Raw genomic sequence first — 25,829 nt, 5'->3', positions numbered from 1 at the left:
GCCGACGGCCCGGACCCGGAAGCTCACCGGGTCCGGCGGCCGGGTCGTCGACGCCGGGCGGCGGCAGTGGCGTCCGACGGCCAGGTGGCGACCTCCCGGCCCTGACGCTGGCGGTGGGCGACGTAGTGGGGGGAGAGCCGGGTGCTGATCTCCGCCTCGGTGAGCGGACCGCCGCACCGGGCGCAGTGCACCTCGGTGCGGACCGGGCCACCGCAGTTTTCGTGCTCGGCGAGCCGGGGCGGCCCGGCCTCGTCGGCGCGGTGCCGGTCACCCCACTCCATCAGGGCGAGCACGACCGGGGCCAGTTCCCGCCCCCGGTCGGTGAGTCGGTACTCGTGGCGCAGCGGGCGCTGCTGGTACGGCACCCGCTCGAAGACGCCGGCCTCCACCAGCGTGGACAGCCGGTCCGCGAGGATGTTGCGGGCGACGCCGAGGCTCTTGAGGAAGGCGTCGAACCGGGTCACGCCCAGCATCGCGTCCCGGACGACGAGCAACGTCCACCGTTCGCCGACGACCTCCAGGGCGCGGGCGATCGAGCAGGCCTGTCGATTGTGGCTCACCATCGACCCATTCTAGTGACCTTGTCGATACCCAGCGTGGTTCGGCTTCGGCCGGGCCACCGGGAGGGAGTGGACGTGCGCTCATGGTTGCTCCGGACGGCCGTCCGTCGGTCGTTGACCGATATCCGACACGTGGTGCCCGTCCGGCCCGCTGTGGCACCGGCGGCGCTGGCCGAGGTGTACGCCGGGATCGAGCGGGAGTTCGGCGTCCTCGCGCCGCCGGTGGTTCTGCACTCGCCCGACCCGGCGGTGCTCGGCGCGTGCTGGGCGATGCTGCGGGAGACGCTGGTGGCCGCCGGCGAGGTCGACCGGGCGACCAAGGAGGCGGTGGCCGCCGCCGTGTCCGCCGCCAACGCCTGCCCCTACTGCGTGGAGGTGCACGGCAGCGCGGTGCATGCCCTGGCCGGCCCGGACGAGGCCGCCGCCCTGCTCCGGGACGGGACCGGCGCGGTCCGCGACCCGGCCGCCCGCCGGCTCGTCGAGTGGGTACGCGCCGACGGCGAGCACCCGTTGGATTCGTCGCTGTCACCGGCGGCGACCGCCGAGCTGGTCGGGGTGGCGGTGACCTTCCACTACATCAACCGGATGGTCAACATCTTCCTCGACGACTCCCCGCTGCCGGCCGCCGCGCCGGCACCGGTGCGGGACGTGCTGCGCCAGCTGCTGCGGGTCCGCATCCGGCGTACCGCGGCGCAGGCCGGCCCGGCCGGGACGGCGGCCGACCGGCTCCCGGTGGCCGAGCTGCCCGCGGACCTGGCCTGGGCGCGCGGGTCGGTCCCGGTGGCGGCGGCGTTCGCCCGGGCAGCCGCGGTCATCGAGGACGCCGGCCGGCGGACCGTCAGCCCCGCGGTACGGGAGCTGGTCGTCGGGCGGGTCGACCGGTGGGACGGCCCGACCGGCCCGAGCCGGTCCTGGGTCCACGACGCGGTCGCCGGCCTGCCCACGGTGGACCGCCCGGCCGCCCGGCTGGCCCTGCTGGCGGCGCTGGCGTCCTGGCAGGTCGACGACGGTGCGGTGGCCGAGGTCCGCCGCACCGGTGTCGACGACGCCGAGCTGATCGGCCTGACCGCCTGGGCCAGCCTCACCGCCGCCCGGCGCGTCGGGGCCCGGCTCTGGATCGGAGCGTCCGGCGGGCCGACCGGAGCGGCCCGGCCACGCGGCTGACCGGCCTGCCCGGTTGGACTGCTCGCCCGCAGGCGGCACGACGCGGCTGCCCAGCCGCTTTTTCCGCCTGGCAGGCCGCCTGGCACCGGCCGGACGCCCAGGTCCTCAACGCGACGCCCGGCCTCACGGCGGGCTGCCGAGCCGGCCTCACGGCGGTGGGCCGGCTGCCCGGCCGGCCAGCCGGCGGCTGAGATGGCCGGCGGCGTGCAGCCAGCGCACCGTGTCGGCCAGGGTCTCGCCGAGCGGGCGGGCCGGCCGGCCGAGCAGCTCGTCGGTGGCGTGAGTGTCCATCGGGCGGGCCACCCGGCAGGTGTAGATGGCCCCGTACTCGGCGGGTATGTGCACCGGGACGACGTGCTGTGCCAGGCCGGCCAGCACGCCGACCGGCAGCATCGCCGCGGCGGGCAGCCGGACGGCCGGCAGCCGCCGGCCGGTGACGGCACGCAGCGTGTCGAGCAGCGCGCCGGTGTCGACGTAGGCCCCGGGGCCGAGATACCGCCCGGAGCGTGGCTTCGATGCGAGCAACGCGGCGTGCAGCCGGGCCAGGTCCCGGACGTCGCCGACGGGGAAGCCGCCCCGTGGCCAGATCGGCATCAGCCCGCGCAGGGCGTTGCGGATCCGGGTGGTCTGGTCGCCGAGGTGCGGGTCGTGCGGCCCGAGCACGGCCGGCGGGTAGCTGATCAGGACCGGGGCGCCCTCGCCCTGGTGCCGACGGGCGACCGCGTCCGCCGCTGCCTTGCTGGCCAGGTACGTCTCCCGGGGAGCGCCGACCGGGGTGTCCGGGGTGACCGGCCCGGCCCCGCAGGGCAGCAGCGCACCGAAGGTGGACACGTGCACCACCCGGTCGACGGCGGCGGCCCGGGCGGCGGCGAGCACCAACTCGGTGCCGCGTACGTTGACCGCCCGCATCCGCCGGTGCCGGCGCGGGTCGAAGCTGTACACGCCGGCGGCGTGCAGCACCGCGTCGCAGCCGGCGACCGCGGCGGCCACGTCGTCGGGGTCGGTCACGTCCCCGCAGGTCACCTCGACCTGCTCCGGGTCGACGCCGAGCGGGGCGAGCACCGGCCGTACCCGGGCCGGATCCCGGGCCAGGAGCCGGATCCGGTGGCCGTCGCGGTGCAGCGCGGCCACCGTGTGCGACCCGACGAAGCCGGTACCGCCGGTCACCAGAACCCTCATCCGTTCCTCCTCGGTACGGCGGTCACGCCGGTGATTATCGACGACCGTGAGCCGTTCGCGGTTCTCCTGCCGTGCGCACGTCGGGCCGTCCGGTGGGTGCCACAGGTGCGCAATCTCGGAGTTTTTCCGGCCGAGCGGAGCCGGCCATGCTGGCAACAACCCCCGACCGGATACCGGCGGGAGTCCACCCACCGCAGCACCAGGGAGGCGGCATGCTCGCCAGCCGGGTCGTATCGTCGGTTGTCCAGCGTCAGGTCAAGCACGTCACGCCGGTCGCGCGGGCCGCCGCCGAAGGGCTGGTCGCCGCCGTCTACGACCAGGTCGAGCAGGAGATGCGGCTGGTCATCCCGCCGGTGCTGCTGCACTCGCCGTCCCCGGAGGTGCTCGCCGCGTACTGGATGCTGATGCGGGAACCGCTGATGGCCGCCGGGGCCGTCGACCGGGCCACCAAGGAGGCGGTGGCCGCCGCCGTGTCGGTGGCCAACATCTGCCCGTACTGCGTGGACATGCACAGCACCGGCATGTACGACCTGGCCGACGCCGACGACGCGGAGGCGATCGTCGCCGACCGGCCCGGCGACGTGGCGGATCCGACGTTGCGCCCGCTGGTGCACTGGGCCCGTACCGCGCACCTGCCCGACGAGCAGGCCGGCTCGGCGGCGCCCTTCGCCGAGGAGCAGCGAGCCGAGCTGGTGGGCGTGGTGGTGGCCTTCCACTACCTGACCCGGATGGTGAACGTCTTTCTCGCCAGTTTCCTGCTGCCGCCCCGGTTGACCCCGGCCGCCCGACGCCGCCTCAAGCACGGCATCAGCCTCCTGCTCAGCCCCACTCTGCGGGAGGTTCCGGCCGGACGCGCCCTGTCGCTGCTGCCGGCGACGCCGCTGCCGACCGACGCCGGCTGGGCCGCCGGCAGCGAGACGGTCGCCGGCGCCGTGGCCCGCGCGTACGCCGCCCTGGAGGCGGCCGGCGACCGCTCGGTGCCCCCGGCGGTCCGGGCACTGGTGCACCAGCTCCTGGCCGACTGGCGGGGCGAGGAGACCGGACTGGACCGGCAGTGGTGCGAGGACCTCGTCGAGCGGTTGCCGGTACGGCAGCGGGCCGCCGGGCGGCTCGCCCTGCTCACCGCCGTGGCTTCGTACCAGGTGGACGAGAGCGTGGTGGCGGAGTTCCGGCGGGAGCACCCCGGTGACCGCGAGCTGGTGGAGGTGGCCGCCTGGGCCAGCCTCGCCGCCGCCCGGCGGGTGGGTGCCTGGCACCTGGCTCCGGACCGGGCGGCACCACCGCAGTGACCTCGCCGGCGTCCCGGGAGGACGACCGAGAGCCCTCGGGACGTCGGCGACCCGAATCTTCCGACCAAGAGGAGGCGAACGTGTCGACCGTCCTGGGTTCGTTGCGCCGGCTGGCACTGGCTCCGTCACTGGCCGAGGTCGGTTTCGCGCGGCGGGGCTTCCCGAAGCCGGACGCGGCCGTGGCCCGCTGGTTGGAGGCGGTGCCGCAGTCGGTGGTCTGCGGCTTCGAGTGGGGGGTGGACGCCCGGGACCAGTGGGAGCTGGAACGCCGGCTGGAACTGGTCGACGTGGCGCTGCGCGGCTTCGCGTACGAGGGGGCCACCATGGCCTGCACGGTCCGCGACGCGATGCGCGCAGGGCGCGGTTCGCTCACCCGTGAGCTGCTGCTGGGGCCCGGCCGGCCGCACCTGTTCCTGGCCTACATCGGCATCGGGTTCGCGATGGCCCGGCTGCCCCGCCGGCTCTGGCGGACGGTGCTGCCCGACCTGCCCGGCATGCCGTACCACCCGACGATGAGCTGGCTGGCCGTCGACGGGTACGGCTTCGACCGGGCCTACTTCGACACCGACCGGGTGGTGCGGGCCCAGGAGCGGCTGCGACCGTACCCGTGGCAGGGCGACGCCGGGTACTTCCCGAAAGCCGTCGACCAAGGCATCGGCCGGGCGCTGTGGTTCATCCACGGGGCGCGGAGCGTCGACGTGGCGGCGGCGGTGCGCGCGTTCGCCACCGAACGCCGGCCCGACCTGTGGAGCGGTGTGGGGTTGGCGGCGACGTTCGCCGGCGGCGCCGACCAGGGGGCGCTGACCGCGCTCGGCGAGGCGGCCGGCGAGCACCGTGGCGATCTGGCCCAGGGCGCGGTCTTCGCGGCCAAGGCGCGGGCGTTCAGTGGGCACGTCCCGGCGCACTCGGAGCAGGCGACCCGGTTGTTCACCGGGATGTCGGTGGCCGGGGCGGCGGAGCTGGCCGACGATGTGGCCGTCGACCTGCGGGCCCCGCTCGGGGTGCCGGCGTACGAGGAGTGGCGGCGGCGGGTCCGGGTGCGTTGCCTGACCACGCATCCTTCCTGAGCTCGTTCGTTCCGATGGATTACTTATTGCTCGACACTGTCCTTGTCGGCAATTATCCCGTGCTGCTTGCCGGGCTCGGCAATTCTGAAGAAGACGTGTGTCGGGCTGCCTGGCAGGATCGTCCAGGAGCACCTTAAACGGTTGCTTTCCGATCTTTCTTGGGGGACGCTTTGACCACCTACTGGCGTACGCTCAGGCGTCGCGTCCTGACGCCGGACGTTTCCCAGACCAGGCTCGACGTGCGGGGATTCCACATCAAGAGCCGGGCCACCCGAACCGTGCTGGAGACGGTCGGCGAGTCATTTCTCACCGGCTTCGCAGCCGCTGCCCAATCGCGCACGGATGAGGACTTCGCGCCACACCTGGATCAATTGGAGCGCCGTTTCCGTGGGTTCGCCTACGAAGGTGCGGCAATGGCACTCGCAATTGTCGACGCGCTGTCGCCGGTCCGGGGGAGACGGGTCGAGCGATTCCTGGACGGCGTCGGGTCGGCCCACCTCTACATGGCGTACGTGGGCGTCGGCTGGGCGATGGCCCGGCTGCCCCGGTTCCTGTGGCACCGGCTCGCCATGCCGGACCCGCTGCTGCGTTGGCTGGTCCTCGACGGCTACGGCTTCCACCAGGCGTACTTCCACACCGATCGGTACGTGCGGGCCCGGTACCAGGACCCCGGGTTCCGGTGGCCGGGCGGCGGCCCGGCGGGGTACGCCAACCGCGCCATCGACCAGGGCATCGGGCGGGCGTTGTGGTTCGTCTGCGGCACCGACCCGGACCGGGTGGTCGACACGATCGGCGGGTTCGCGCCGCACCGCCGGGCCGACCTGTTCGGCGGCGCCGGCCTCGCCGCCACCTACGCCGGTGGCGGCGAGGAGGCCGAGCTGCGGGCGTTCTGGCAGCGTGCCGGCCAGTACCGACCGCAGCTCGCCCAGGGCAGCGCCTTCGGGGCGACCGCCCGGGTCCGGGCCGGCCTGGTCGTACCGCACAACGAGCTGGCTGCCGAGGTGTTCTGCGGGATGAGCACCGCGCGGGCGGCCGAGTTGACCGAGCAGCGACGTCCAGCCACGCCGGACGGCCACCAGCTGCCGGCGTACGAGATCTGGCGACAGCGGGTCGCCGACGAGTTCGTGGCGATCGGGAGGAACTAGCAGATGTCTATGTCAGTAGGCTGGCTTCGGCGGAACCTGGCCGGGGTCATCGCCCTCGCCGTCATGGCGAGCCTGTTCTTCGCGTCCCGACTGCCGACGGCGTCGGCGGCCGAACGGGACGACCTGGCGCAGCGGTACGCGTTCAGCCCGACCTCGATCGCGCTGCCCGCCGGATTCCCGCAGCAGACCATCCGCAAGGTCAACCAGCGTTACCGCAACATCGACGCCTGGATCTCCTCGGTCGGTTCCGGGGTCGCGATGAACGACCTCGACGGCGACGGCCTCGCGAACGACCTCTGCATCACCGACCCCCGCACCGATCAGGTGGTGGTCACTCCGACGCCCGGTGCGAAGTCCGACCGGTACGCCCCGTTCGCGCTCGACCCGGCTCCCCTGCCGATGAACGACGTGATGGCGCCGATGGGTTGCGTGCCGGGCGACTTCAACGAGGACGGCCGGATGGACCTGCTGGTCTACCTCTGGGGCCGCACGCCGATCATCTACCTCGCCCGCGACGGCGCCCGGTCGCTGTCCACCGCCGCGTACCGGCCGGTCGAGCTGGTGCCCGGCTCCAGCACGGAGTACACCGAGCCGCAGTGGAACACGAACGCCGCCGCGGTCGACGACTTCGACGGCGACGGTCACGTCGACATCTTCATCGGCAACTACTTCCCGCACGGGCCGGTGCTGGACGACTCGCAGAACGGCGGCGTCGAGATGAACCGGTCGATGTCGTACGGCCTGAACGGCGGGGAGGACTACTTCTTCCGCTTCACCGGCGGCAGCGGCGGCGCCGAGCCCACGGCCACCTTCCAGAAGGTCGACAACGTGCTGCCCCGCGACGTCTCCAAGGGCTGGGCGCTCGCCGCCGGGGCCAACGACCTCGACGGTGACCTGCTGCCCGAGCTGTACGTGGCGCACGACTTCGGCCCGGACCGGCTGCTGCACAACCGCTCCACCCCAGGGAAGATCAAGTTTGCCCTGGTGGAGAGCGCCCGCGGCAGCGCCCTGGTCCCGAAGTCCAAGCGGGTCGGTTTGGACTCCTTCAAGGGCATGGGCGTCGACTTCGGCGACCTCGACGGCGACGGCCTCTACGACATGTTCGTCAGCAACATCACCACCTCCTTCGGGATCGAGGAAAGCCACTTCGCCTTCGTCAACTCCGCCCGGGACCACGGCGACCTGGCCCGGCAGTTCGCCCGGGGCAAAGCGCCCTTCGACGACCGCAGCGCGCCGCTCGGGCTGGCCTGGTCCGGCTGGGGCTGGGACGTTAAGCTGGCCGACTTCGACAACGGCGGTGACCTCGTCGTCGCCCAGACCACCGGTTTCGTCAAGGGCGACGTGAACCGCTGGCCGCAGTTGCAGGAGCTGGCCACCGCCAACGACGAGCTGCTGGCCAACCCGTTGTGGTGGCCGCACGTCACCGCCGGCGACGACATCGGCGGCAGCCAGCGGCTGCACTTCTTCGCCAAGGGCGAGGACGGCCGGTACGTGGACCTGGCCGGTGAACTCGGCCTGGACATCCCGGTGCCGACCCGGGGCATCGCCACCGGCGACGCCGACGGCGACGGCCGGCTGGACTTCGCGGTCGCCCGGCAGTGGGACGAGCCGGTCTTCTACCACAACGACAGCCCGTCACCGGGGGCGTTCCTGGGACTGCGGCTGACCCACGAGGGGGCGGCCCCGGGCCAGACCCCGGCGGGCAAGCCGGTCACCGGTTCCCCCGCGGTCGGCGCCCAGGTCACCGTCACCACCGGCGACGGCCGCAAACTCCTCGGCCGCGTCGACGGCGGCAGCGGCCACTCCGGCAAGCGCAGCAGCGAGGTCCACGTCGGACTCGGCCGGAACGTGACCGGCCCGGTCGAGGTGCAGCTGTGCTGGCGGGACCGGACCGGCCGCACCCACAAGCAGACCCTCACGTTGACCCCGGGCTGGCACTCGATCCAGCTCGGCTCGCAGGCTCAGGAAAGGTGACCGACATGGCTGAGACCACGATCAGCCCTCCGCGCCACGACCTCAAGGTGGTCAAGGCTCTGCGGAACTTCGCCATCTCCATCACGGTCTTCAACATCGTCGGGTACACCGTGCTCGGGTTCGAGCAGCCGTGGCTGTGGCCGTTCGTGGCCCTGGCCACCGGTTACACCCTGGAGATCGTGCTGGAGGTGATCGGAGCCCGGATGGAGGGCCGCCGGCCCCGTTTCCTCGGCAACGGCGTACGCGGCCTGGTCGAGTTCCTCTACCCGGCGCACATCACCAGCCTGGCGATGAACATGCTGACCTACGTCAACGACCAGGTCCTGGTGCTGATCTTCGGGGTGTCGGTGGCGATCGGCGCCAAGTGGGTGCTGCGGGCGCCGGTCAAGGGCCGGATGCGGCACTACATGAACCCGTCGAACTTCGGCATCGCCGTCATCCTGCTGCTCTTCCCCTGGGGCAGCATCGCCCCGCCGTACCACTTCACCGAGCACATCTCCGGCCCGCTGGACTGGGCGCTGCCACTGCTGATCATCCTCGGCGGCACCATGATCAACGGAAAGCTGACCGGCCGGATGTGGCTGATCTTCGGCTGGCTGCTCGCCTTCGCGATCCAGGCGGTCGTGCGTGGCCTGATCCTGGACACCTCGATCCCCGGCGCGCTGGCGATGATGACCGGCACCGCGTTCATCCTCTTCACCAACTACATGGTCACCGACCCGGGGACCACGCCCTCCCACCCGGCCGCGCAGTTCGCCTTCGGCGCCGGGGTAGCCGTCGTGTACGCCTTCCTCACCGGAGCCGGGATCGCCTACGGCATCTTCTTCGCCACCGCACTCGTCTGCCTGGCCCGTGGCGGCTTCCACTGGGCCCTGCACTTCATCGACAAGGCCCGCGCCGAGCGAGCCGCCGCGCCGCCACCAGCGAGCGAGCCGGCACCGGCCACCCCGGTGTCCGCGATCTCGGTCAACGGCGGCCCGGTGCACGGTGACCGGAAGGTGGTACCGGCATGAGCAGGATCGCCGTCGTGGGCATGGCGTGCCGCTACCCGGACGCCGCGTCCCCGCGCGAACTGTGGGAGAACGCGCTCGCCGGGCGCCGCGCCTTCCGCCGCCTGCCCGACGTGCGGATGCGGCTGGAGGACTACTGGGACGCCGACCCCGCCGCCCCCGACCGGTTCTACGCCCGCAACGCCGCGGTCATCGAGGGGTACGAGTTCGACCGGGTCGCGTACAAGGTCGCCGGAAGCACCTACCGGTCCACCGACCTGACCCACTGGCTCGCCCTCGACGTGGCCGCCACGGCGCTGGCCGACGCCGGCTTCCCGATGGCCGAGGGGCTGCCCCGGGACCGCACCTGCGTGGTGATCGGCAACAGCCTCACCGGTGAGTTCTCCCGCGCCAACCAGCTACGGCTGCGCTGGCCGTACGTCCGCCGGATGGTCGCCGCCGCGCTCAAGGAGCAGGACTGGAACGACGACCAGCTCGACGTCTTCATGGCCGACTTCGAGACCCGCTACAAGTCGCCGTTCCCCGAGATCGACGAGGACACCCTGGCCGGTGGCCTGTCGAACACCATCGCCGGACGGATCTGCAACCACTTCGACCTCAAGGGCGGCGGCTACACCGTCGACGGTGCCTGCTCGTCGTCCCTGCTGTCCGTGGCGACCGCCTGCAAGTCTCTGATCGACGGGGACGTCGACGTGGCGGTGGCCGGCGGCGTGGACCTGTCCATCGACCCGTTCGAGATCGTCGGCTTCGCCAAGACCGGCGCGCTGGCCCGCAGCGAGATGCGGGTGTACGACCAGCGCTCCAACGGCTTCTGGCCCGGCGAGGGCTGCGGGATGACCGTGCTGATGCGCGAACGGGACGCCGTCGAGGCCGGCCACCGGGTGTACGCCACGATCGCCGGCTGGGGCATCTCCTCCGACGGCAAGGGCGGCATCACCCGGCCCGAGGTCAACGGGTACCGGCTGGCGCTGCGCCGGGCGTACGAGCGGGCCGGCTTCGGCATCGACACCGTCGGCCTGTTCGAGGGGCACGGCACCGGCACCGCGGTCGGGGACGCCACCGAACTGCGGGCGCTCTCCACCGCCCGCCGGGACGCCGACCCGGATGCCCGGCCCGCCGCGATCAGCTCGATCAAGGGCATGATCGGCCACACCAAGGCTGCCGCCGGCGTCGCCGGCCTGATCAAGGCCGCGATGGCGGTGCACCACGAGGTGCTCCCGCCGGCGATCGGCTGCGTCGACCCGCACGAGCTGCTCACCGCCGACGACGCCGCCCTGCGGGTGCTACCGAAGGCGGAGGGCTGGCCCACCGACGTGCCGGTCCGCGCCGGCATCACCGCGATGGGCTTCGGCGGCATCAACACCCACGTCGTGCTGGAGAAGCGCAGGCCCCGGCGGCGTGGGGCGCTGGACACCCGTACCCGGGCGCTGGCGTCGTCCCGCCAGGACCTGGAGCTGCTGCTGTTCGACGCGCTCTCCGCCCGGGATCTGCGCGACCGCGTCGGCCGGCTGATCGAGTTCGTGCCGACCGTCGCGTACGGTCAGCTCACCGACCTGGCCGCGACCCTGCACGCCGAGCTGCGCGACCTGCCCTACCGGGCCGCCGTGGTGGTCGCCTCCCCGGAGGACGCCGAGCACCAGCTGCGGCGGATCGCGGACGCGCTCGACGGCGGCGAGACCCGGATGTTCTCCCCGGACGGCCGCTGCTTCCTCAACCACACCAACGGCACCGGCCGGGTCGGCTACCTCTTCCCCGGCCAGGGCTCCGGCCGGGGCACCAGCGGCGGGGCGCTGCGCCGCCGCTTCCCCGAGGTGGACCGGGTCTACGCCCGCGCGGCGTTGCCCACCAGCGGCGACATGGTCGCCACGGCGGTCGCCCAGCCGCGCATCGTCACCGGCTCGATGGCCGGCCTGACGGCCCTGACCGAGCTGGGGCTGGAGGCCGCCGTGGCGGTCGGGCACAGCCTCGGCGAACTGTCGGCGCTGCACTGGGCCGGGGCCATGGACGAGGCGACGCTGCTGCGGGTGGCCGGGGTGCGGGGGCGCACCATGGCCGAACACAGCGCGTCCGGGACGATGGCGAGCGTGGCGGCCTCCGCCGAGGTCGTCACCGGGCTGATCAGCGGTACACCGCTGGTCGTCGCCGGTTACAACGGTCCCACCCAGACCGTCGTCGCCGGCCCGGTCGACGCCGTCGACGCACTGTGCGCCCGAGCCCGGAAGGACGGCCTGCGGGCCAACCGGATCGCCGTCTCGCACGCCTTCCACTCGCCGCTGGTGGCTCCGGCCGCCGCCGCGTTCGCCGGGCACCTCGCCGGGGAACGCTTCGGAGCCGTCGGCCGGTCGGTGGTCTCCACGGTGACCGGCGACGTGCTGGCCCCGGAGACCGACCTCGCGGCGTTGCTGCACCGGCAGATCACCGATCCGGTGCTCTTCGCCCAGGCGGTGGAGGTGGCCGCCAAGGACATCGACCTGTTCGTCGAGGTCGGCCCGGGGCGGGTGCTCAGCGGGTTGGCCGCGGAGGTCACCGACGTTCCCGCGGTCGCCCTCGACACCGACGACGAATCCCTCGGCGGGCTGCTGCGGGTGGCCGCCGCGGCGTACGTCACGGCGGCCGGGGACCTGCAGACCGGGCTGCTGCACGGACGGCTGGTCCGGCCCCTGGAACTGGGTCGCCAGTTCCGCTTCTTCGAAAGCCCCTGCGAGCAGGCGCCGCAGGTGGCCGCGCCGAAAGTGAAGCGGGCAGCGGTGGCCTCCGCCCCGGTGGAGACCGCTGCGGCACGCGAGGGGGAGTCGAGCCTGGAACTGCTGCGGCGGCTCGCCGCCGAGCGGGCCGAACTGCCGTTGGAGATGGTGCGGGACGACAGTCGGCTCCTCGACGACCTGCACCTCAGTTCGATCACCGTGGGGCAGGTGGTCAACCAGGCCGCCCAGCGCCAGGGCATCGCGGCGGCCGACACACCGACCAATTTCGCCACCGCCACCGTCCGGGAACTGGCCGAGGCGCTCGACGAACTGGTCAGCACCGCGCGCCCCGAGGACAGCGCCCGCAGCACCCCGGTCACCGGGGCCGCCGCCTGGGCCCGGGCGTTCACCGTCGACCTCGACGTGGTGCCGCCGCCGCAGCCGCGCACCGGCGAGGGCAACGGACGCTGGCAGGTCTACGCGCCGGAGGACCACGAACTCGCCGGTCACCTGCGTGAGGCGCTGGAACAGGGCGCTGTCGGTTCCGGTGTGCTGGTCTGCCTGCCCACCGACTGCGTCGACGAGCAGTTGGAACTGGCCCTGTTGGGTGCGCGCGCCGCGCTCGGCGGCGGCCCCGGCACCCGGTACGTGCTGCTGCAGGACGGTCGGGGCGCGGCGGGACTGGCCAAGACCCTGCGCCTGGAGGCACCCCACCTGCGGGTGACCGTCGTGCACGCGCCACTGCCGGTGGTCACCGCCGAACGGATCCGCGACGAGGTGGCCGCGACGGAGGACTTCGTCGAGGTCCACTACGACGCCGACGGCGTCCGTCGGGTACCCATCCTGCGGGCGATGCCGGTCCGGCCGGCCCGGTCCGCCCCGCCCCTGGGCGACGACGATGTCCTGCTGGTCACCGGCGGCGGCAAGGGCATCACCGCCGAGTGCGCGCTGGCGCTCGCCATGGACAGCGGGGCCCGGCTGGCCGTGCTCGGCCGCTCCGACCCCGCCCAGGACGCCGAACTGGCCGACAACCTGAGGCGGATGGCGGCCGGCGGGGTACGGGTGCACTACGCCCGCGCCGACGTCACCGACCCCGAACAGGTCCGGCGGGCGGTGGCCGAGGTGACCGACGCGCTCGGTCCGGTCACCGCGGTCCTGCACGGAGCCGGCCGCAACGAGCCGACGGCCCTGGGGAACCTGGACATGGCCACGGTGCGGCGCACCTTCGCCCCGAAGGTCGGCGGCCTGCGGGCGGTGCTCGACGCGGTCGACCCGGACCGGCTGCGGCTGCTGGTCACCTTCGGCAGCATCATCGGGCGGGCCGGGCTGCGGGGCGAGGCGCACTACGCGACCGCCAACGAGTGGCTGGCGGAGCTGACCGCCGACTTCGGCCGCCGGCACCCCGACTGCCGCAGCCTCTGCGTGGAGTGGTCGGTCTGGTCCGGTGTCGGCATGGGCGAGCGGCTGTCGGTGGTGGAGAGCCTGTCCCGTGAGGGCGTCACGCCCGTCTCGCTGGACCAGGGCGTGGCCCTGATGCGCCGGCTCGTCACCGATCCGGACGCCCCCTCGGTGGTCGTGGTCAGCGGCCGGACCCAGGGTCTCGGCACCGTCCGCTACGACCTGCCCGAGCTGCCGCTGCTCCGGTTCGTCGACAAACCCCTGGTCCACTACCACCAGGTGGAGCTGGTCACCGAGACCACGCTCAGCCCGGGCGCCGACCTCTACCTCGCCGACCACCTGCTCGACGGGAACCTGCTGTTCCCGGCGGTGTTCGGCATGGAGGCGATGACCCAGGTGGCCACCGCGTTGACCGGCCGGAGCACGGTACCCGTCATCGAGCAGGCCGAGTTCCTGCGGCCCATCGTGGTGCCGCCGGACGGCAGCACCACCGTCCGGATCGCGGGTGTCGTCACCGACGACGACACCGTGGACATCGCCATCCGCAGCGCCGAGACCGGATTCGCGGCCGACCACTTCCGCGCCCGGCTGCGCTTCGGTGACCCCGGCGTGCTCGCCGGACCGCCGGAGCAGGTCGGCGACGGACTGCCGGCCGTACCGCTCGACCCGGCACGCGACCTGTACGGCGACACCCTGTTCCAGGGCGACCGGTTCCGGCGGCTGCTCCGGTACCACCGGGCCGCGGCCCGCGACGTCGACGCCGACGTGGCCGTCGTCGCGGACGGCGACTGGTTCGCCGGCTTCCTGCCGGCCCAGTTGCTGCTCGGCGACCCCGGCATGCGGGACGCGCTGATGCACGGCAACCAGGTCTGCGTCCCGGACGGCACCCTGCTGCCGCAGGGCGTGGAGCGGATCGTCCCGTCTGGCGCCCGGCCGGCCGACGGCCAACTGCGGTACTGCGCCACGGAACGGAGCCGGGACGGGGACACCTACGTCTACGACATCGCCGTCCGCGACGCCGCCGGCGAGGTCGTCGAGCGGTGGGCTGGCCTGCGGTTGCGGGCGGTCCGCAAGAAGGACGGCTCCGGCCCCTGGGTCGCGCCGCTGCTCGGTTCCTACCTGGAACGGGCCGTGGGGGACCTGCTCGGTGCGGCGGTCGCGGTGGCGGTGGAACCGGACGACCCGGCCCATCCGGCCGAGGGCGTCGCCGCCCGTCGGGAACGGACCGCGGTGGCCGTGGGCCGGGCCCTGGGCCGCGCGGTGGCACTCCGCTACCGGCCGGACGGGGCGCCTTCCATCGACGGGGACCACCGGGTCTCCGCCGCGCACGGCGCGGGGCTGACGGTGGCGGTCGCGGCCACCGGCCCGGTCGGCTGTGACGTCGAGTCGGTGGCGCAGCGCAGCCCGGAGGACTGGGGACAGCTACTCGGTGGCCACCGGCCCCTGGCCGAACTGATCACGGCAGAGACCGGTGAGGGCGCCGACGTCGCCGCCACCCGGGTGTGGACCGCTCTGGAGTGCCTGCAGAAGGCGGGTCTGACGACGGGCGGCCCGCTGGCCCTGTCCGAGGAACGGCGGGACGGCTGGTTGGTGTTCGCCAGCGGCACGCTGCGGATCGCGACGCTGGTGACCACCCTCCGCGACCGGCCCGAGCCGATCGTCTTCGCGGTGCTGTGCGGGAAGGAGGACTGATCGTGGCGGACCACTTCGAGTACCTGCACACGGTCGGCTTCGAGGAGACCAACATCGTCGGCAACGTCTACTACGTCAACTACCTGCGCTGGCAGGGGCGGTGCCGGGAGATGTTCCTCAAGCGGCTCGCACCGGAGGTGCTGGCCGAACTCCAGGACGACCTGAAGCTGTTCACCCTGAAGGTCGACTGCGAGTTCTTCGCGGAGATCACCGCCTTCGACGAACTGTCGATCCGCATGCGCCTGGTCGACCTGGCGCAGACGCAGATCGAGTTCAGCTTCGACTACGTCCGGCTCGACCCCGGGGGCGGCGAGACGCTGATCGCCCGGGGCCGGCAGCGGGTGGCCTGCATGCGGGGACCGAACACCCGTACCGTCCCGGCCCGGGTGCCGGAACCACTGGTCCGCGCGTTGCAGCCGTACCGGGCGTGACCGCGGGCGGAGGGAGGACCACCGTGACCGTCAACCATCAACCGACGACCGGCGAGCTGGTCGACCCCGAACAGCTGCGTGGGGCGTTCGGCACGTTCGCCACCGGGGTCACCGTGGTGACCGTCGGTGGGCAGGAACCGCACGGCATGACCGCCAACTCGTTCACCTCGGTCTCCCTGGATCCGCCCCTGATCCTGGTCTGCGTGGACCGGAAGGCGGTCATGCACGACACCCTGCACGCCGCCGGCGCGTTCGGGGTCTCCGTCCTGGCGGCGGGCCAGGAGCCCGTCGCCCGGCACTTCGCCAACCGGTGGCGGCCGCTCGGCCGGGCCCAGTTCGACACGGTCGACTGGGTGCCCGGCCGGGCCACCGGGGCGCCCCTGATCTCCGGCGCCCTGGCCGGCTTCGAGTGCCGGCTCTGGCGCGCGTACGACGGCGGTGACCACTCCATCTTCATCGGCCGGCTGTTGACGGTGGAGCGGCTCAGTGAGGAGGAGCCCATGCTGTTCCTGCGGGGACGGTTCCGTCAGGTCGGGCCGGACCGGAGCGAGGTGCGGAGGTGACTCTCACCGGTGTCCGCGCCGTGCCGCCCGGTCCGCACGGCCGGGAACTGATCAGCACACTGTGGAAGTTCGGGTCCGACCGGCTCGGGCTGATGTCGTCGGCGGCCCACCGGTACGGCGACGCGGTCCGGCTGGCGCCGCCGCCGCGGCCGTTCTACTTCTTCAACCATCCCGACCACGCCAAGCACGTACTCACCGACAACAGCCAGAACTACCACAAGGGCATCGGTCTGGTGCACGCCCGCCGGGCGCTGGGCGACGGGCTGCTCACCAGCGAGGGGGAACTGTGGCGCACCCAGCGCCGGGCCACCCAGCCGGTGTTCCAGGCCAAGCGCATCGCCGGCCAGGCGGGGGTGGTGGCGGAGGAGGCGGCCGGCTTCGTCGCCCGGCTCCGGGCGCTGCGCGGCGACGGTCCGGTCGACCTGATCCAGGAGCTGACCGCGCTGACCCTCGGGGTGCTCGGTCGTACCCTGCTCGACACGGACCTGAGCGCGTACCACTCGATCGGTCGGTCCTTCGAGGCGATGCAGGACCAGGCCATGTTCGAGCTGGCCACGATGAGCATGGTGCCGATGTGGGTGCCGCTGCCCAAGCAGCTGAGGTTCCGGCGAGCCCGGCGGGACCTGCAGGGCGTGGTCGACCGGATGGTGACCGAGCGGGTGGCGCGGGACGGGCAGAACCCCGACGGGGACGACGCCCTGTCCCGGCTGATCCAGTCCACCCGGCGGGAGGCGGACCCCCGGCGGGGGCGCCAGCGGATGCGCGACGAACTGGTCACCCTGCTGCTGGCCGGGCACGAGACCACGGCCAGCACCCTGGGGTGGAGCTTTTATCTGGTGGACCGCTACCCGGAGGTCCGGGAGCGGCTGCACGCCGAGGCTGTCGCGGTGCTCGGGGACCGGCTTCCGACGTACGAGGATCTGTCCGCGCTGCGGTACACCACGATGGTGCTGCACGAGGTGATGCGGCTCTTCCCGCCGGTGTGGATGCTGTCGCGCAAGGCACAGGGGCCCGACACCGTCGGCGGGTACGACGTGCCGGCCGGCGCCGACGTGTTGATCTGCCCGTACACCCTGCACCGCCATCCGGCGTTCTGGCCGGAGCCGGACCGCTTCGACCCGGAGCGTTTCGACCCGGGCCGGCCGACCGACCGGCCTCGGTACGCGTACGTGCCGTTCGGGGCCGGTCCCCGGTTCTGCGTCGGCAACAACCTGGGAATGCTGGAGGCCACCTTCGTTCTCGCCCTGGTGTCGCGGGAGTTGCGGCTCACCCGGGTACCGACCCACCAGGTCGTTCCCGAGCCGATGCTGTCGCTGCGGGTGCGGGGCGGGCTGCCGGTGCGGGTGGAGCCCCTGGACTGACCGCGGCGGTCGGGTAGGCCCGCCTGGCCGCCGGGCCGCCCGGCCCTCTGCCGGGCCGCCCCGGCCGTGTGCCGCAGATGGCGGTGTCCCTGCATCGGGACACCGCCATCTGCGCCGAACGGAGTCGATCAAGCACGGCCGTCGTACCCGGCCGGGCCGGGTGGTGGGCTGGTCAGCGGCTGCTGACTCCGACCGGCCGGCGTTCGGCGGCGACCCGCTCGATGGCCGAGCGCCGAACGTCCAGCAGGGCGAGCAGCACCGGCGGATCGATGATCCGCATCGGTTGCAGGGTCATCTCGACCTCCACAACGCTGTCCCGCCGGACGGCCACCGGGCCGTGGCTGCCCACCAGGGTGCCGGTGGTCGGGGACGCGGTGTGCTCCTCCGCGGCGGAGTGGGCCAGGATGTGCCACACCCCGGCGGGAACCCGGTCGAGTACGAACTTCCCGGGCCGGTCCAGGATGCAGCACTGCACCGGTCGGCCCTCGGGGATGCGCTCCGGGAACACGCCGACGAAGATTCGGCTGCCCGGCAGTTCCGGGGCACATGTCAACCGGCCCTGGACGCGGCCCGCTGGCCGGTTGACGATGGCCTGTCCGTCCTCGACGGGCACCCGCGTGGTGAACCCTCCGAGCCGCCGGTACGTCGTCGGTGACAGGCCCACGCTACGGGTGAAGCGGGAACTGAAGGTGCCGACACTGGCGTAACCGACCCGGAGGCTGACGTCCGCCACGCTCAGGGACGTGGACACCAGCAGCTGCTTGGCCCGTTGCAACCGCAGGGCCGACAAGAACCGACCCGGCGACAACCCCGTCGCTCGCTGGAAGATCCGAGAGAAGTGGAACTTGCTGAACAGCGCCGCCCGGGCCATGTCGTCAATCGTGAGTTGCTCACCGAGATTGTCGTGCATGAACTCGATGACGCGTTCGGCGGCTTTCTCGCTCGGCTCCGTCAATTTCTCCCCCTTTTTCGATGGCCACCTCGACAACGGTTTCCCGGAACTGCCAGATGTTTTGCCCAGGGTGCGGCAACACGGCTTCGTCAACAGTTATTCATGTGCTCTTCGCTGCCAGGCCGGCATGTACGACGAGTGACGGTATTGACGCCGGGAATCGTTGCCCCAATGACTGAACCGATGCTAGCCGACCCAGGTCCGGGCGGCAATATGTGTCGTGATCATGTGATTACTCATCGTGACAGTTAAGCCCGGTGTCGATGTCACCCAGCGCAGTCACCGACTAGCGGGACAATGCATGATTAGTCAGTCCTGCTATCCATTTACCGGCGGGTGGCCGCGGTGACGATTCGGCCAGCAGCCGCATACCGGACAATCGCGATACGAGGGTGGGTGTGGCAGACTGTCGGGAGGTAGAGTCACCATTTCCCACGGAGCTCGATGCGCATCTCGGAACTTGGCAGGCGGAGCGGGTTGCCGGTTGCCACCATCAAGTTCTACCTGCGGGAAGGCCTGCTTCCGCCCGGCGCCCGTACGGCTCGCAACCAGGCGAACTACGACGAGGGGCACCTGTCGCGCCTGCAGTTGATCCAGGTCCTCACCGTCGTCGGCCGCTTCAGTCTGGCCTCGGTGCGCGGGATCCTGGCCGCCATCGACGATCGAGAGATGTCGCTGGCCGGGCTCTGTGCCGCCGTCAACGACGCGCTGTTCGCCGCACTGCCGCCGACTCCGGACGAGCCTGCGGAGGTCGGGAGGCTCCGAGGGCAGGTGGATGAGTGCATCAGTCGACTCGGTTGGCAGGTCGACCCGCGGGCGCCGGCCCGGTCCGCACTGGTTCAGGTGCTTGTGGCGTTACGTGAACTCGACGACCAGTTCGACATGGATTACCTCGCCCCTTATGTCCGGGCGGCCGATCGGCTGTCGGCGTACGACATCGAGTCGCTCTCCGGTGAGACTGCCACGGAAGCCTTGGCCAGTGCCTGGGTTGCCCGGCTGGTTCTGTTCGAGGCGGCTTTCACTGCGCTGCGGGCACTCGCCCAGGAGCACCAGTTGGCCCTGCGTGCACAGGGTGGCATCGGCGGATCTCACGCGGAGTAGCGTTCCTGGGACGGGAAAAGCAACGTGGAAGAAAAGCCTCCAGAGGGAGGACCCATCTGACGGGAAACCTGCCGTCCAGCGGCCTGGGCGGTCGCTGACCGATGCTCCCGTCTAGCGTTGCCGCAGTTCACCGGGCCTCGTCGCGTTCGCGCCCGGCGCGGCACCCACCACGGTGGACGCCCGCGAACACGGCGCTGACCAATGCAGGGGCCCTCTGGTGGGTCGTCGTGCTGTCAGAGTCTCGCCACGATGGAATCGGCGACCGCGACCAGTCGCCGCTGCACGTCCTGTGGGTCGTCGCGGCGGCTGCCCAGCCACATCGCCTCCACCCGCAGGTTCCCGTCGTAGGCGGCCAGCATTGTCACGGGCGGCGTGCTCGGCTCCACGAAGGTGGCTGCGGCGAGCCCGGTGACGTCACGGACCTGTCCACCCCTGCGATACCGGTGGAGCGCGTACCGGTGGGCCATCCGTGCCGCGCCGTCGCCGTCCGCGGCCCTACTGTCCTGGGGTACCGGACGGCCGTGACGGTGACCATGTCGTCCCGGCCCCGGGTGCCGCCCACCCGTACCCCGAACGTGCAGCACTGAGTCCGGTGGTCCGCTTCCTCGCCAGAGGTGCGGCGCGACGGGCCGGCGGGTACTCCGGCCAGCGCCACCAGGTCCGGCGTGCAGATGTCACCGCCCGGCCGCACCGCATGGACGCCCGGCCGGGGAACGCGTCGGCCGGCGCGAGGGTGCCCGATGGTGCCGGTGAAGTGGCCGTTGACGAGCGGATTGCCGCCCGCCACAATCGGACCACCCCGCATGTTAGCGCTAACAGCCATCCCCGCCTCCCACACCACAAAACCCCACCCCGCAACTTCTCGCACGGTTGGAGATTTCGTGCGCAGTACCCACCCTCGTCGCCGTACGCTTCCCGCTGCCCTCTCGCTAGCGCTGGTCGCCAGCCTCGCCTGGGGCGTGACGGAGGCCCAGAGCGACACCCCCGCCCGGGCCGCCGGCGCCTCGGTGCTCGACGAGGACGGCATCCTCGCCGCCCAAGGTCTCGACGAGCCGCAGTGGTACAAGGACAATATCCCGTTCCTCGACACTCCCGACACGAAGATCAACGACGTCTACTACTACCGGTGGAGCACCCACAAGCGAGCGTTGCGCTACACGGTGCCGGGCACCGGATACATCTCCACCGAGTACGACCAGCCCGTCTGGTACTCACGCGCTGATTCCTACAGCGGCCTGGTGGACGCGGCCGGATACCACATCCTCGACGGCCGGTGGCTGCGTGACCGCAAGTACACCGACGACTACCTGGAATACTGGCTGCGTGGGTCCGGGGTGGGCAGCAACCGCGGTTTCAGCGAGTGGATCGCCAGCGCGGCGTACCAGCGCTACCTGGCAACCGGCGACGCGACGCAGCTCAAGGCGTACCTGCCGCAGTTCATCGCGCTGTACAAGAAGTGGGACTCCAACTTCACCCAGAACATCACCGTCAACGGGGCCCCGACCACCGACGACCTGTACTTCCAGTCCCCGCTCTCGGACGCCACCGAGTACACCGAGACCTCGATGCGCAGCACGGACTGGTTCGGTGGTGGCCTGGGCTACCGGCCGACGATCAACAGCTACATGTACGCGGCTGCCCAGGCGATCAGCAAGATCGCCACGATGACCGGGGACACCACGACCGCCAACGACTACGCCGCCAGGGCCGCCGCGCTCAAGGCCGGGGTGCAGAACTCGCTGTGGGACCCGCAGCGGCAGTTCTTCATGCACGTCTACAACAACCACTCCACCAACAGCGGCATCGCCTGGACCCGCACCACGTGGCGGGAGGCGATGGGCTTCGCCCCCTGGGCGTTCGGGCTGCCGGACCCGCAGTACTCCGCGGCCTGGAAGTACCTGACCGACCCGCAGCGCTTCGCCGGGGCGTACGGCCCCTACACGCTGGAGCGGGTGCACGACTTCGAGGCCGAGCAGGCCACGGTTGGCCGGGCGAACATCCGCACCGCGTCGAGCGCCTCGAACGGCCAGTACGTCGGGCAGATCGACTTCTCCGACAGCCACGTGACGTTCACCGTGAACGCTCCGGGCGTGGGGACGTACCCGGTGAACATCTACTACGCCAACGCCACCGGTGCCACCTCGACGCACAACCTGTACGTCAACGGGGCGACCACGCCCATGACGGTGAGCTACCCGGTGACCGGTGCCTGGGGCTCGTTCTCCAACTCGCAGGTGGTGACCGTCCAGGTGCCGATGAAGGCCGGCGCCAACACGCTCAAGTTCATGAGGGGTGCCACCGGGTACGCGGAACTGGACCGGATCACCGCGAACCCCTACTTCAACTACCAGGCGTACCCGGCGACGCAGAACTTCGACGACACGAACTGCTGCCACTGGAACGGGCCGAGCTGGCCGTTCGCGACGAGCGCGACGCTGACCGGGCTGGCGAACCTGCTCCAGGACTACCCGGCGCAGAGCCACGTCACCAAGCAGACCTACAACACTCTGCTCAGCCAGTTCGCCGCGCTGCAGTACAAGAACGGCAAGCCGTACGTCGCCGAGGCCGCCAACGGCGACACCGGCGAGTGGGTCTACGACGCGGTCAACTTCAGCGAGCACTACAACCACTCGAGCTTCGTCGACCTGGTCCTCAGCGGCCTGCTGGGCATCAAGCCCCAGGCGGACGACACCCTGGTGCTCAAGCCGCTGGTGCCGGACGGCTGGAACTATTTCGCCCTGCAGAACCTGCCGTACCACGGCCACACGTACACCATCGTGTGGGACCGGGACGGCACGCACTACAACAACGGCTCCGGCCTGCAGATCTTCCAGGACGGCACGCGCATCCACCAGTCGGCGAGCCTCGGCAACACCACCGTCCAGGTGGCGGCCCCGGTCGCCCCGGCGGCGACGCCCAAGCTGGAGAACGTGGCGGCCAACGCCTGGAACGCCGACCAGGAGTGGTTCAAGGGCTGGGACAACCGCACCTACACGCAGAAGTTCCCGAAGGCGTTCGCCTCGTACACCAACACCGTGTCCAACGGCAAGCGCTGCCGCAGCGCCAACAACCCCCGCTGCGTGGAGGCGTACGACCTACCGCTGAAGGCCACCAACGGCTACATCCGGTACGACCGGACCCCGGACGACCGGTGGACCAACGCCGGCTCGCCGAACAGCACCGATCACCTCGGCGTGGACTTCGGGTACCAGCGCCCGGTCAACCAGGTGAAGATCTACACGTACGACGACGGGCAGAACGTCCGCGTCCCGGTCAGCTTCGACGTGCAGTATCTGTCGGGCGGCACGTGGCAGTCGGTGCCGAACCAGGTCAAGACGCCGGTTACCCCGGTGGCGAACAAGCCGAACGAGGTGAAGTTCTCCACGGTGACCACCTCGCAGCTGCGGGTCGTGTTCACCCCACAGGCCGGCAAGTACGTGGGCGTGACCGAGCTGGAGTCCTGGTACCCGGTGCAGGCACCGGTGAAGATCGTCAACAAGAACAGCAACCTGGAGCTGGGCATCGCCGGCGATTCGCCCAGCTTCGGAGCGGCGGCCACCCAGCAGGCGGCCGACACCAGCCTGAACCACCAGTGGCAGCTGACGCCGGCCGAGAACGGCTACTACAAGATCTTCAACCGCAACAGCGGTCTCGTCCTCGGCATCAACGGCGCCTCCACCACCGCCGGCGCGACCGCTCTGCAGTGGGGCGACACCCTGACGGCGGACCACCTGTGGCAGGTGGTCGACGCCGGTGGCGGGTACGTCAAGCTGGTCAACAAGAACAGCGGGTTGGTGCTCGGAATCAACAACATGTCCACCGCGGCCGGGGCCGCCGCGATCCAGTGGAACGACACCGGCACCGACGACCACCTCTGGAGACTGGTCACGGTGAGCTGACAGATCGATCGGCGCGGGCGGCTGGAGAGGGCGGGAACGCTCTCTCCAGCCGCCCGCACCGCTTTCAGAAGGCGCTGATCCCGTCGGGTGCCCGCTCGCGGCGAGAGAGCGTACGCAGCAGCGGCAGGGTGCCGTGGTGTGCTCTGGCAATCCGGGCCAGGGTGGTGACCACGACATCCGCGGCCTCGTCGGGGATGGCGGGCGTGGGCATGTCGAGGCTCACGGCGAGGTCGTCCAGGTGGACGGCGAGTTCGATCAGGCGGGTGATCAGGCACTGGTCGAGAGGCATGGCCCAGCGGTCGAACACCAGTACCGGGTGTTCGCCTGGCAGGTCGGCGAGGCGGAGTCCCAGACGGGCACGGGCGGCGTCGAACCGGTCGGCGAGATCGGCGGGACCGCCTCCGGCGGCTTGCTCGCCTCGGGCGCGAATGTGTCGCTGGGTCGGGTCCTCGGGCCCGGCCTGCGGGTCACCGGCCGCCAGGAAGTACCGCACCGCGTCGATCTGGTCCATGCCCTCGGGGACCGGCGCGTCGAGATAGCGCTCCACGTTGACTCAGCCGATGACCGTCGATCTCCCGATCGCCGTCGGCGGGTGCCGCCCGGCTGCCGTCCGCACCGTGATGACCGGCCCGGTTGCCGGACGGGCCGGTGCCCGAGCGCCGTCAACGGTCCACAGCGGGGGTCCAGGCCGCGACCGTGTCGGCGGCCCAGCGCCGTACGCGGTCCTCGTGGCCCTCGGGCGGGAACGTGCCGTCGAGCGCGACGTCGACGATGGTGGTGGTGAACCGCCCGGGCACGGGCGCGGCCACCGGGAATGGCGGCCCGCCGGCAAAGTCGTCCGCAGCGGGTTTGCGACCGCCGAAGCGATGCGAGTTGCCTCGGACGGCCTGCCGGGCTGCCGGCAGCAAAGCGCTCAGGCCATCCCGGAGATACATCTGCAGGATCGCCCAGTGCGTGTCGCGACCGGTTGTCGGGACGTGCGAGGAGTGCTGCAGGTAGAAACACGCGACCGAAACGGTGTGCACCGGCGCCCACGGCGCCCGCTGCGAGTAGTCCAACGCCAGCAGTTCGTGGAACAGGTCCTGGCAGGGCCGCGGCATCTGCGGCGCGCCGCACTCCGCGCAGGTCGTGTGTGCCACGTCCGCATCCTCCATCGGCAGCGTCGCTTCCGGTCAGCGTGCCGCGCGCAGCGGCTTGCCCTCGGCGGCGCGGGCCGCCTCCCGGCGTGCCTCCAGGTCTTCGAACCACCGCAACCCGACCGCACCGCACTCGTCGCGGATCCGGTGTTTGACCTCCGCCGTGCGGATGTTGAGTTGATCGACGAGCTTCCGGTTGCGGGCCGTTTCGGCGTTCAGGCTCGCGACCGTCGCGGCGAGCCCGGCCGTGGCCACTCGCATTTGCGCCGCCTCCGTGCGGGCACCGCGGCTCACCGCCCGGATGACCGCACCCGTCGGCTGCCACCTGCCCATCCGCACGCTCCGGACCGTGTGGGTCATGGTGTCCAGCGTCTCCTGCACCGAGCGGTAGTGGGCGTACACGCTGTCGGCGCATCCGTACGACTCGGTGTGCAGGGTACGCAGGGTGGCGAAGTCCGTTCTGGTGTGCGCGTCCACCAGCTTCGCCGAGACCTCGGCCACCAGCCGTTCGACGCGTACGTTGTCGGCGCGTACCCGGCGCAGCGCCTTCTCGGCCTGCCGGGCCTGGGTGCGGACGGTCGCCAGGGTGACCGGTGCGATGTAGGGCCGGTCCCAGCGGCGGATGGCGAAGAGCACCACGACCGTCGCCCCGGCGACGCCGCCGACCAGGGTCAGCGTCTCCTGCATCGCCTGCGGACCGCGTCCGTCGTTGCTGCGCAGCAGCAGCCACAGCGCCGTGGTGGAGGTGGCGGTCAGCAGGAGGGCGATCCGACCCAGGTAGCCCAGCACCGGGTTGGGGCGGCGGGCGCGGGGATTGAACCGGCCCTTCGGTGGCGCGTGCCGGGTGCGCCTACCGCGTAACCGCCCGCCGGCGGGGCTGGCCCAGCGGACCAGCAGGAAGGCGAGCACCGGCGCGGCCGCCAGCGTCGACAGTGCGATGGTGCGGTGTTCGGCGAACTGGGCCGGATCGTGGAGGTAGATATAGGGCACGAGCGCCGGTGAGGCCAGAGCGAGTACGGGAAGGCCGATCGCGTACCCGAGGAAACACGGTGCCAGGAGCAGGACGAGAACCGGCAGACAGCCGGATGAGCGGCGGGCCACCTCAACCGCGGCGGTGTCGGCGCCGGTCCTGCGCGTCGTCGCGACGCGGCTGGTCGGCGCGTGGCTGGTCGGCGCGCGGCTGGGCCTGCCGGTGCGCCCGGCCCGCCCGACCCTGTGCCGCGA

19 protein-coding genes are annotated in these 25,829 nt (G+C 71.8%); 12 read left to right on the top strand and 7 right to left on the bottom strand.

Annotated elements, in window-relative coordinates; genetic code table 11:
- Positions 1 to 23: 23 nt before the first annotated feature.
- Positions 24 to 563 (bottom strand): helix-turn-helix domain-containing protein, encoded by a 540-nt coding sequence (locus E1166_RS05805; protein WP_132336455.1) that lies wholly within the window; start codon positions 561 to 563, stop codon positions 24 to 26.
- Between the two features lie 111 nt (positions 564 to 674).
- Here E1166_RS05805 and E1166_RS32450 point away from each other — a divergent pair, with 111 nt between their 5' ends.
- Positions 675 to 1,724 carry a carboxymuconolactone decarboxylase family protein gene (locus E1166_RS32450; protein WP_279433209.1) on the top strand — a complete coding sequence of 350 codons (1,050 nt, stop codon included), beginning with the start codon at positions 675 to 677 and terminating at the stop codon, positions 1,722 to 1,724.
- Between the two features lie 147 nt (positions 1,725 to 1,871).
- Here E1166_RS32450 and E1166_RS05795 read toward each other — a convergent pair whose 3' ends face one another.
- Positions 1,872 to 2,903 carry an SDR family NAD(P)-dependent oxidoreductase gene (locus E1166_RS05795; RefSeq protein WP_132336451.1) on the bottom strand — a complete coding sequence of 344 codons (1,032 nt, stop codon included), beginning with the start codon at positions 2,901 to 2,903 and terminating at the stop codon, positions 1,872 to 1,874.
- Between the two features lie 212 nt (positions 2,904 to 3,115).
- Between E1166_RS05795 and E1166_RS05790 the strand changes: the two genes are divergently transcribed.
- The 9 genes from E1166_RS05790 (at position 3,116) to E1166_RS05750 (ending at position 17,517) form a co-directional block, all read left to right on the top strand.
- The gene (locus E1166_RS05790) at positions 3,116 to 4,192 is read left to right on the top strand and encodes a carboxymuconolactone decarboxylase family protein (RefSeq protein ID WP_132336449.1); all 1,077 of its coding nucleotides are present in this window, start codon (positions 3,116 to 3,118) and stop codon (positions 4,190 to 4,192) included.
- Positions 4,193 to 4,272: 80 nt separating this feature from the next.
- The gene (locus E1166_RS05785; RefSeq protein ID WP_132336447.1) at positions 4,273 to 5,259 is read left to right on the top strand and encodes a DUF1702 family protein; all 987 of its coding nucleotides are present in this window, start codon (positions 4,273 to 4,275) and stop codon (positions 5,257 to 5,259) included.
- A 170-nt stretch (positions 5,260 to 5,429) separates the two neighbouring features.
- Positions 5,430 to 6,404, top strand: a complete 975-nt coding sequence (locus E1166_RS05780; RefSeq protein WP_132336501.1) for a DUF1702 family protein — start codon at positions 5,430 to 5,432, stop codon at positions 6,402 to 6,404.
- 3 nt (positions 6,405 to 6,407) lie between these two features.
- Entirely contained in the window at positions 6,408 to 8,378 is a 1,971-nt protein-coding gene (locus E1166_RS05775; RefSeq protein ID WP_132336445.1) for a CRTAC1 family protein, read from the top strand.
- A 5-nt stretch (positions 8,379 to 8,383) separates the two neighbouring features.
- On the top strand, positions 8,384 to 9,391 hold the full coding sequence (locus tag E1166_RS05770; RefSeq protein WP_132261341.1) for an enediyne biosynthesis protein: 1,008 nt from the start codon (positions 8,384 to 8,386) through the stop codon (positions 9,389 to 9,391).
- Positions 9,388 to 15,162, top strand: coding sequence for a type I polyketide synthase (locus tag E1166_RS05765; RefSeq protein ID WP_132336443.1), 5,775 nt, complete (start codon positions 9,388 to 9,390; stop codon positions 15,160 to 15,162). Before E1166_RS05770 ends, E1166_RS05765 begins: the two co-directional genes overlap by 4 nt.
- Positions 15,163 to 15,164: 2 nt before the next feature.
- Positions 15,165 to 15,593 (top strand): acyl-CoA thioesterase, encoded by a 429-nt coding sequence (locus E1166_RS05760; RefSeq protein ID WP_132261339.1) that lies wholly within the window; start codon positions 15,165 to 15,167, stop codon positions 15,591 to 15,593.
- Positions 15,594 to 15,616: 23 nt separating this feature from the next.
- Positions 15,617 to 16,156: a flavin reductase family protein gene (locus tag E1166_RS05755; protein WP_132261338.1), complete on the top strand. Its 540-nt coding sequence runs from the start codon at positions 15,617 to 15,619 to the stop codon at positions 16,154 to 16,156.
- A 20-nt stretch (positions 16,157 to 16,176) separates the two neighbouring features.
- A complete protein-coding gene (locus E1166_RS05750; protein ID WP_243710202.1) occupies positions 16,177 to 17,517 on the top strand; it encodes a cytochrome P450 in 1,341 nt (446 codons plus the stop codon).
- Positions 17,518 to 17,689: 172 nt separating this feature from the next.
- Here the strand turns inward: E1166_RS05750 and E1166_RS05745 are convergent, their stop codons facing one another.
- Positions 17,690 to 18,427: a helix-turn-helix transcriptional regulator gene (locus E1166_RS05745; protein WP_132336499.1), complete on the bottom strand. Its 738-nt coding sequence runs from the start codon at positions 18,425 to 18,427 to the stop codon at positions 17,690 to 17,692.
- 486 nt (positions 18,428 to 18,913) lie between these two features.
- Here E1166_RS05745 and E1166_RS05740 point away from each other — a divergent pair, with 486 nt between their 5' ends.
- Positions 18,914 to 19,570 carry a MerR family transcriptional regulator gene (locus E1166_RS05740; protein WP_132261336.1) on the top strand — a complete coding sequence of 219 codons (657 nt, stop codon included), beginning with the start codon at positions 18,914 to 18,916 and terminating at the stop codon, positions 19,568 to 19,570.
- 233 nt (positions 19,571 to 19,803) lie between these two features.
- On the opposite strand, the gene E1166_RS05735 is transcribed toward E1166_RS05740, so the two are convergent.
- Entirely contained in the window at positions 19,804 to 20,037 is a 234-nt protein-coding gene (locus tag E1166_RS05735) for a hypothetical protein (protein ID WP_132336439.1), read from the bottom strand.
- A 414-nt stretch (positions 20,038 to 20,451) separates the two neighbouring features.
- Between E1166_RS05735 and E1166_RS05730 the strand changes: the two genes are divergently transcribed.
- On the top strand, positions 20,452 to 23,469 hold the full coding sequence (locus E1166_RS05730) for an RICIN domain-containing protein (protein ID WP_207914033.1): 3,018 nt from the start codon (positions 20,452 to 20,454) through the stop codon (positions 23,467 to 23,469).
- 64 nt (positions 23,470 to 23,533) lie between these two features.
- On the opposite strand, the gene E1166_RS05725 is transcribed toward E1166_RS05730, so the two are convergent.
- The 3 genes from E1166_RS05725 to E1166_RS05710 form a co-directional block, all read right to left on the bottom strand.
- Entirely contained in the window at positions 23,534 to 24,016 is a 483-nt protein-coding gene (locus tag E1166_RS05725) for a maleylpyruvate isomerase N-terminal domain-containing protein (protein WP_132336435.1), read from the bottom strand.
- Between the two features lie 115 nt (positions 24,017 to 24,131).
- Positions 24,132 to 24,608, bottom strand: coding sequence for a DUF5946 family protein (locus E1166_RS05715; protein WP_207914032.1), 477 nt, complete (start codon positions 24,606 to 24,608; stop codon positions 24,132 to 24,134).
- A 33-nt stretch (positions 24,609 to 24,641) separates the two neighbouring features.
- Positions 24,642 to 25,829, bottom strand: a 1,188-nt coding sequence (locus E1166_RS05710) for a hypothetical protein (RefSeq protein ID WP_207914030.1), incomplete at its 5' end; no start/stop codon positions are given.

This window comes from Micromonospora sp. KC213 (assembly GCF_004348325.1).
GTDB lineage: Bacteria > Actinomycetota > Actinomycetes > Mycobacteriales > Micromonosporaceae > Micromonospora.
The sequence above is the reverse complement of the archived record's forward strand: the minus strand, read 5'-3'. Positions and strand labels throughout refer to the sequence as shown.

Coding starts and splice junctions, on each gene's coding strand:
- E1166_RS05805 (WP_132336455.1), bottom strand. CDS start 563: ATGGTGAGCCACAATCGACAGGCCTGCTCGATCGCCCGCGCCCTGGAG.
- E1166_RS05795 (WP_132336451.1), bottom strand. CDS start 2,903: ATGAGGGTTCTGGTGACCGGCGGTACCGGCTTCGTCGGGTCGCACACG.
- E1166_RS05790 (WP_132336449.1), top strand. CDS start 3,116: ATGCTCGCCAGCCGGGTCGTATCGTCGGTTGTCCAGCGTCAGGTCAAG.
- E1166_RS05775 (WP_132336445.1), top strand. CDS start 6,408: ATGTCTATGTCAGTAGGCTGGCTTCGGCGGAACCTGGCCGGGGTCATC.
- E1166_RS05770 (WP_132261341.1), top strand. CDS start 8,384: ATGGCTGAGACCACGATCAGCCCTCCGCGCCACGACCTCAAGGTGGTC.
- E1166_RS05765 (WP_132336443.1), top strand. CDS start 9,388: ATGAGCAGGATCGCCGTCGTGGGCATGGCGTGCCGCTACCCGGACGCC.
- E1166_RS05745 (WP_132336499.1), bottom strand. CDS start 18,427: ATGCACGACAATCTCGGTGAGCAACTCACGATTGACGACATGGCCCGG.
- E1166_RS05740 (WP_132261336.1), top strand. CDS start 18,914: ATGCGCATCTCGGAACTTGGCAGGCGGAGCGGGTTGCCGGTTGCCACC.
- E1166_RS05735 (WP_132336439.1), bottom strand. CDS start 20,037: ATGGCCCACCGGTACGCGCTCCACCGGTATCGCAGGGGTGGACAGGTC.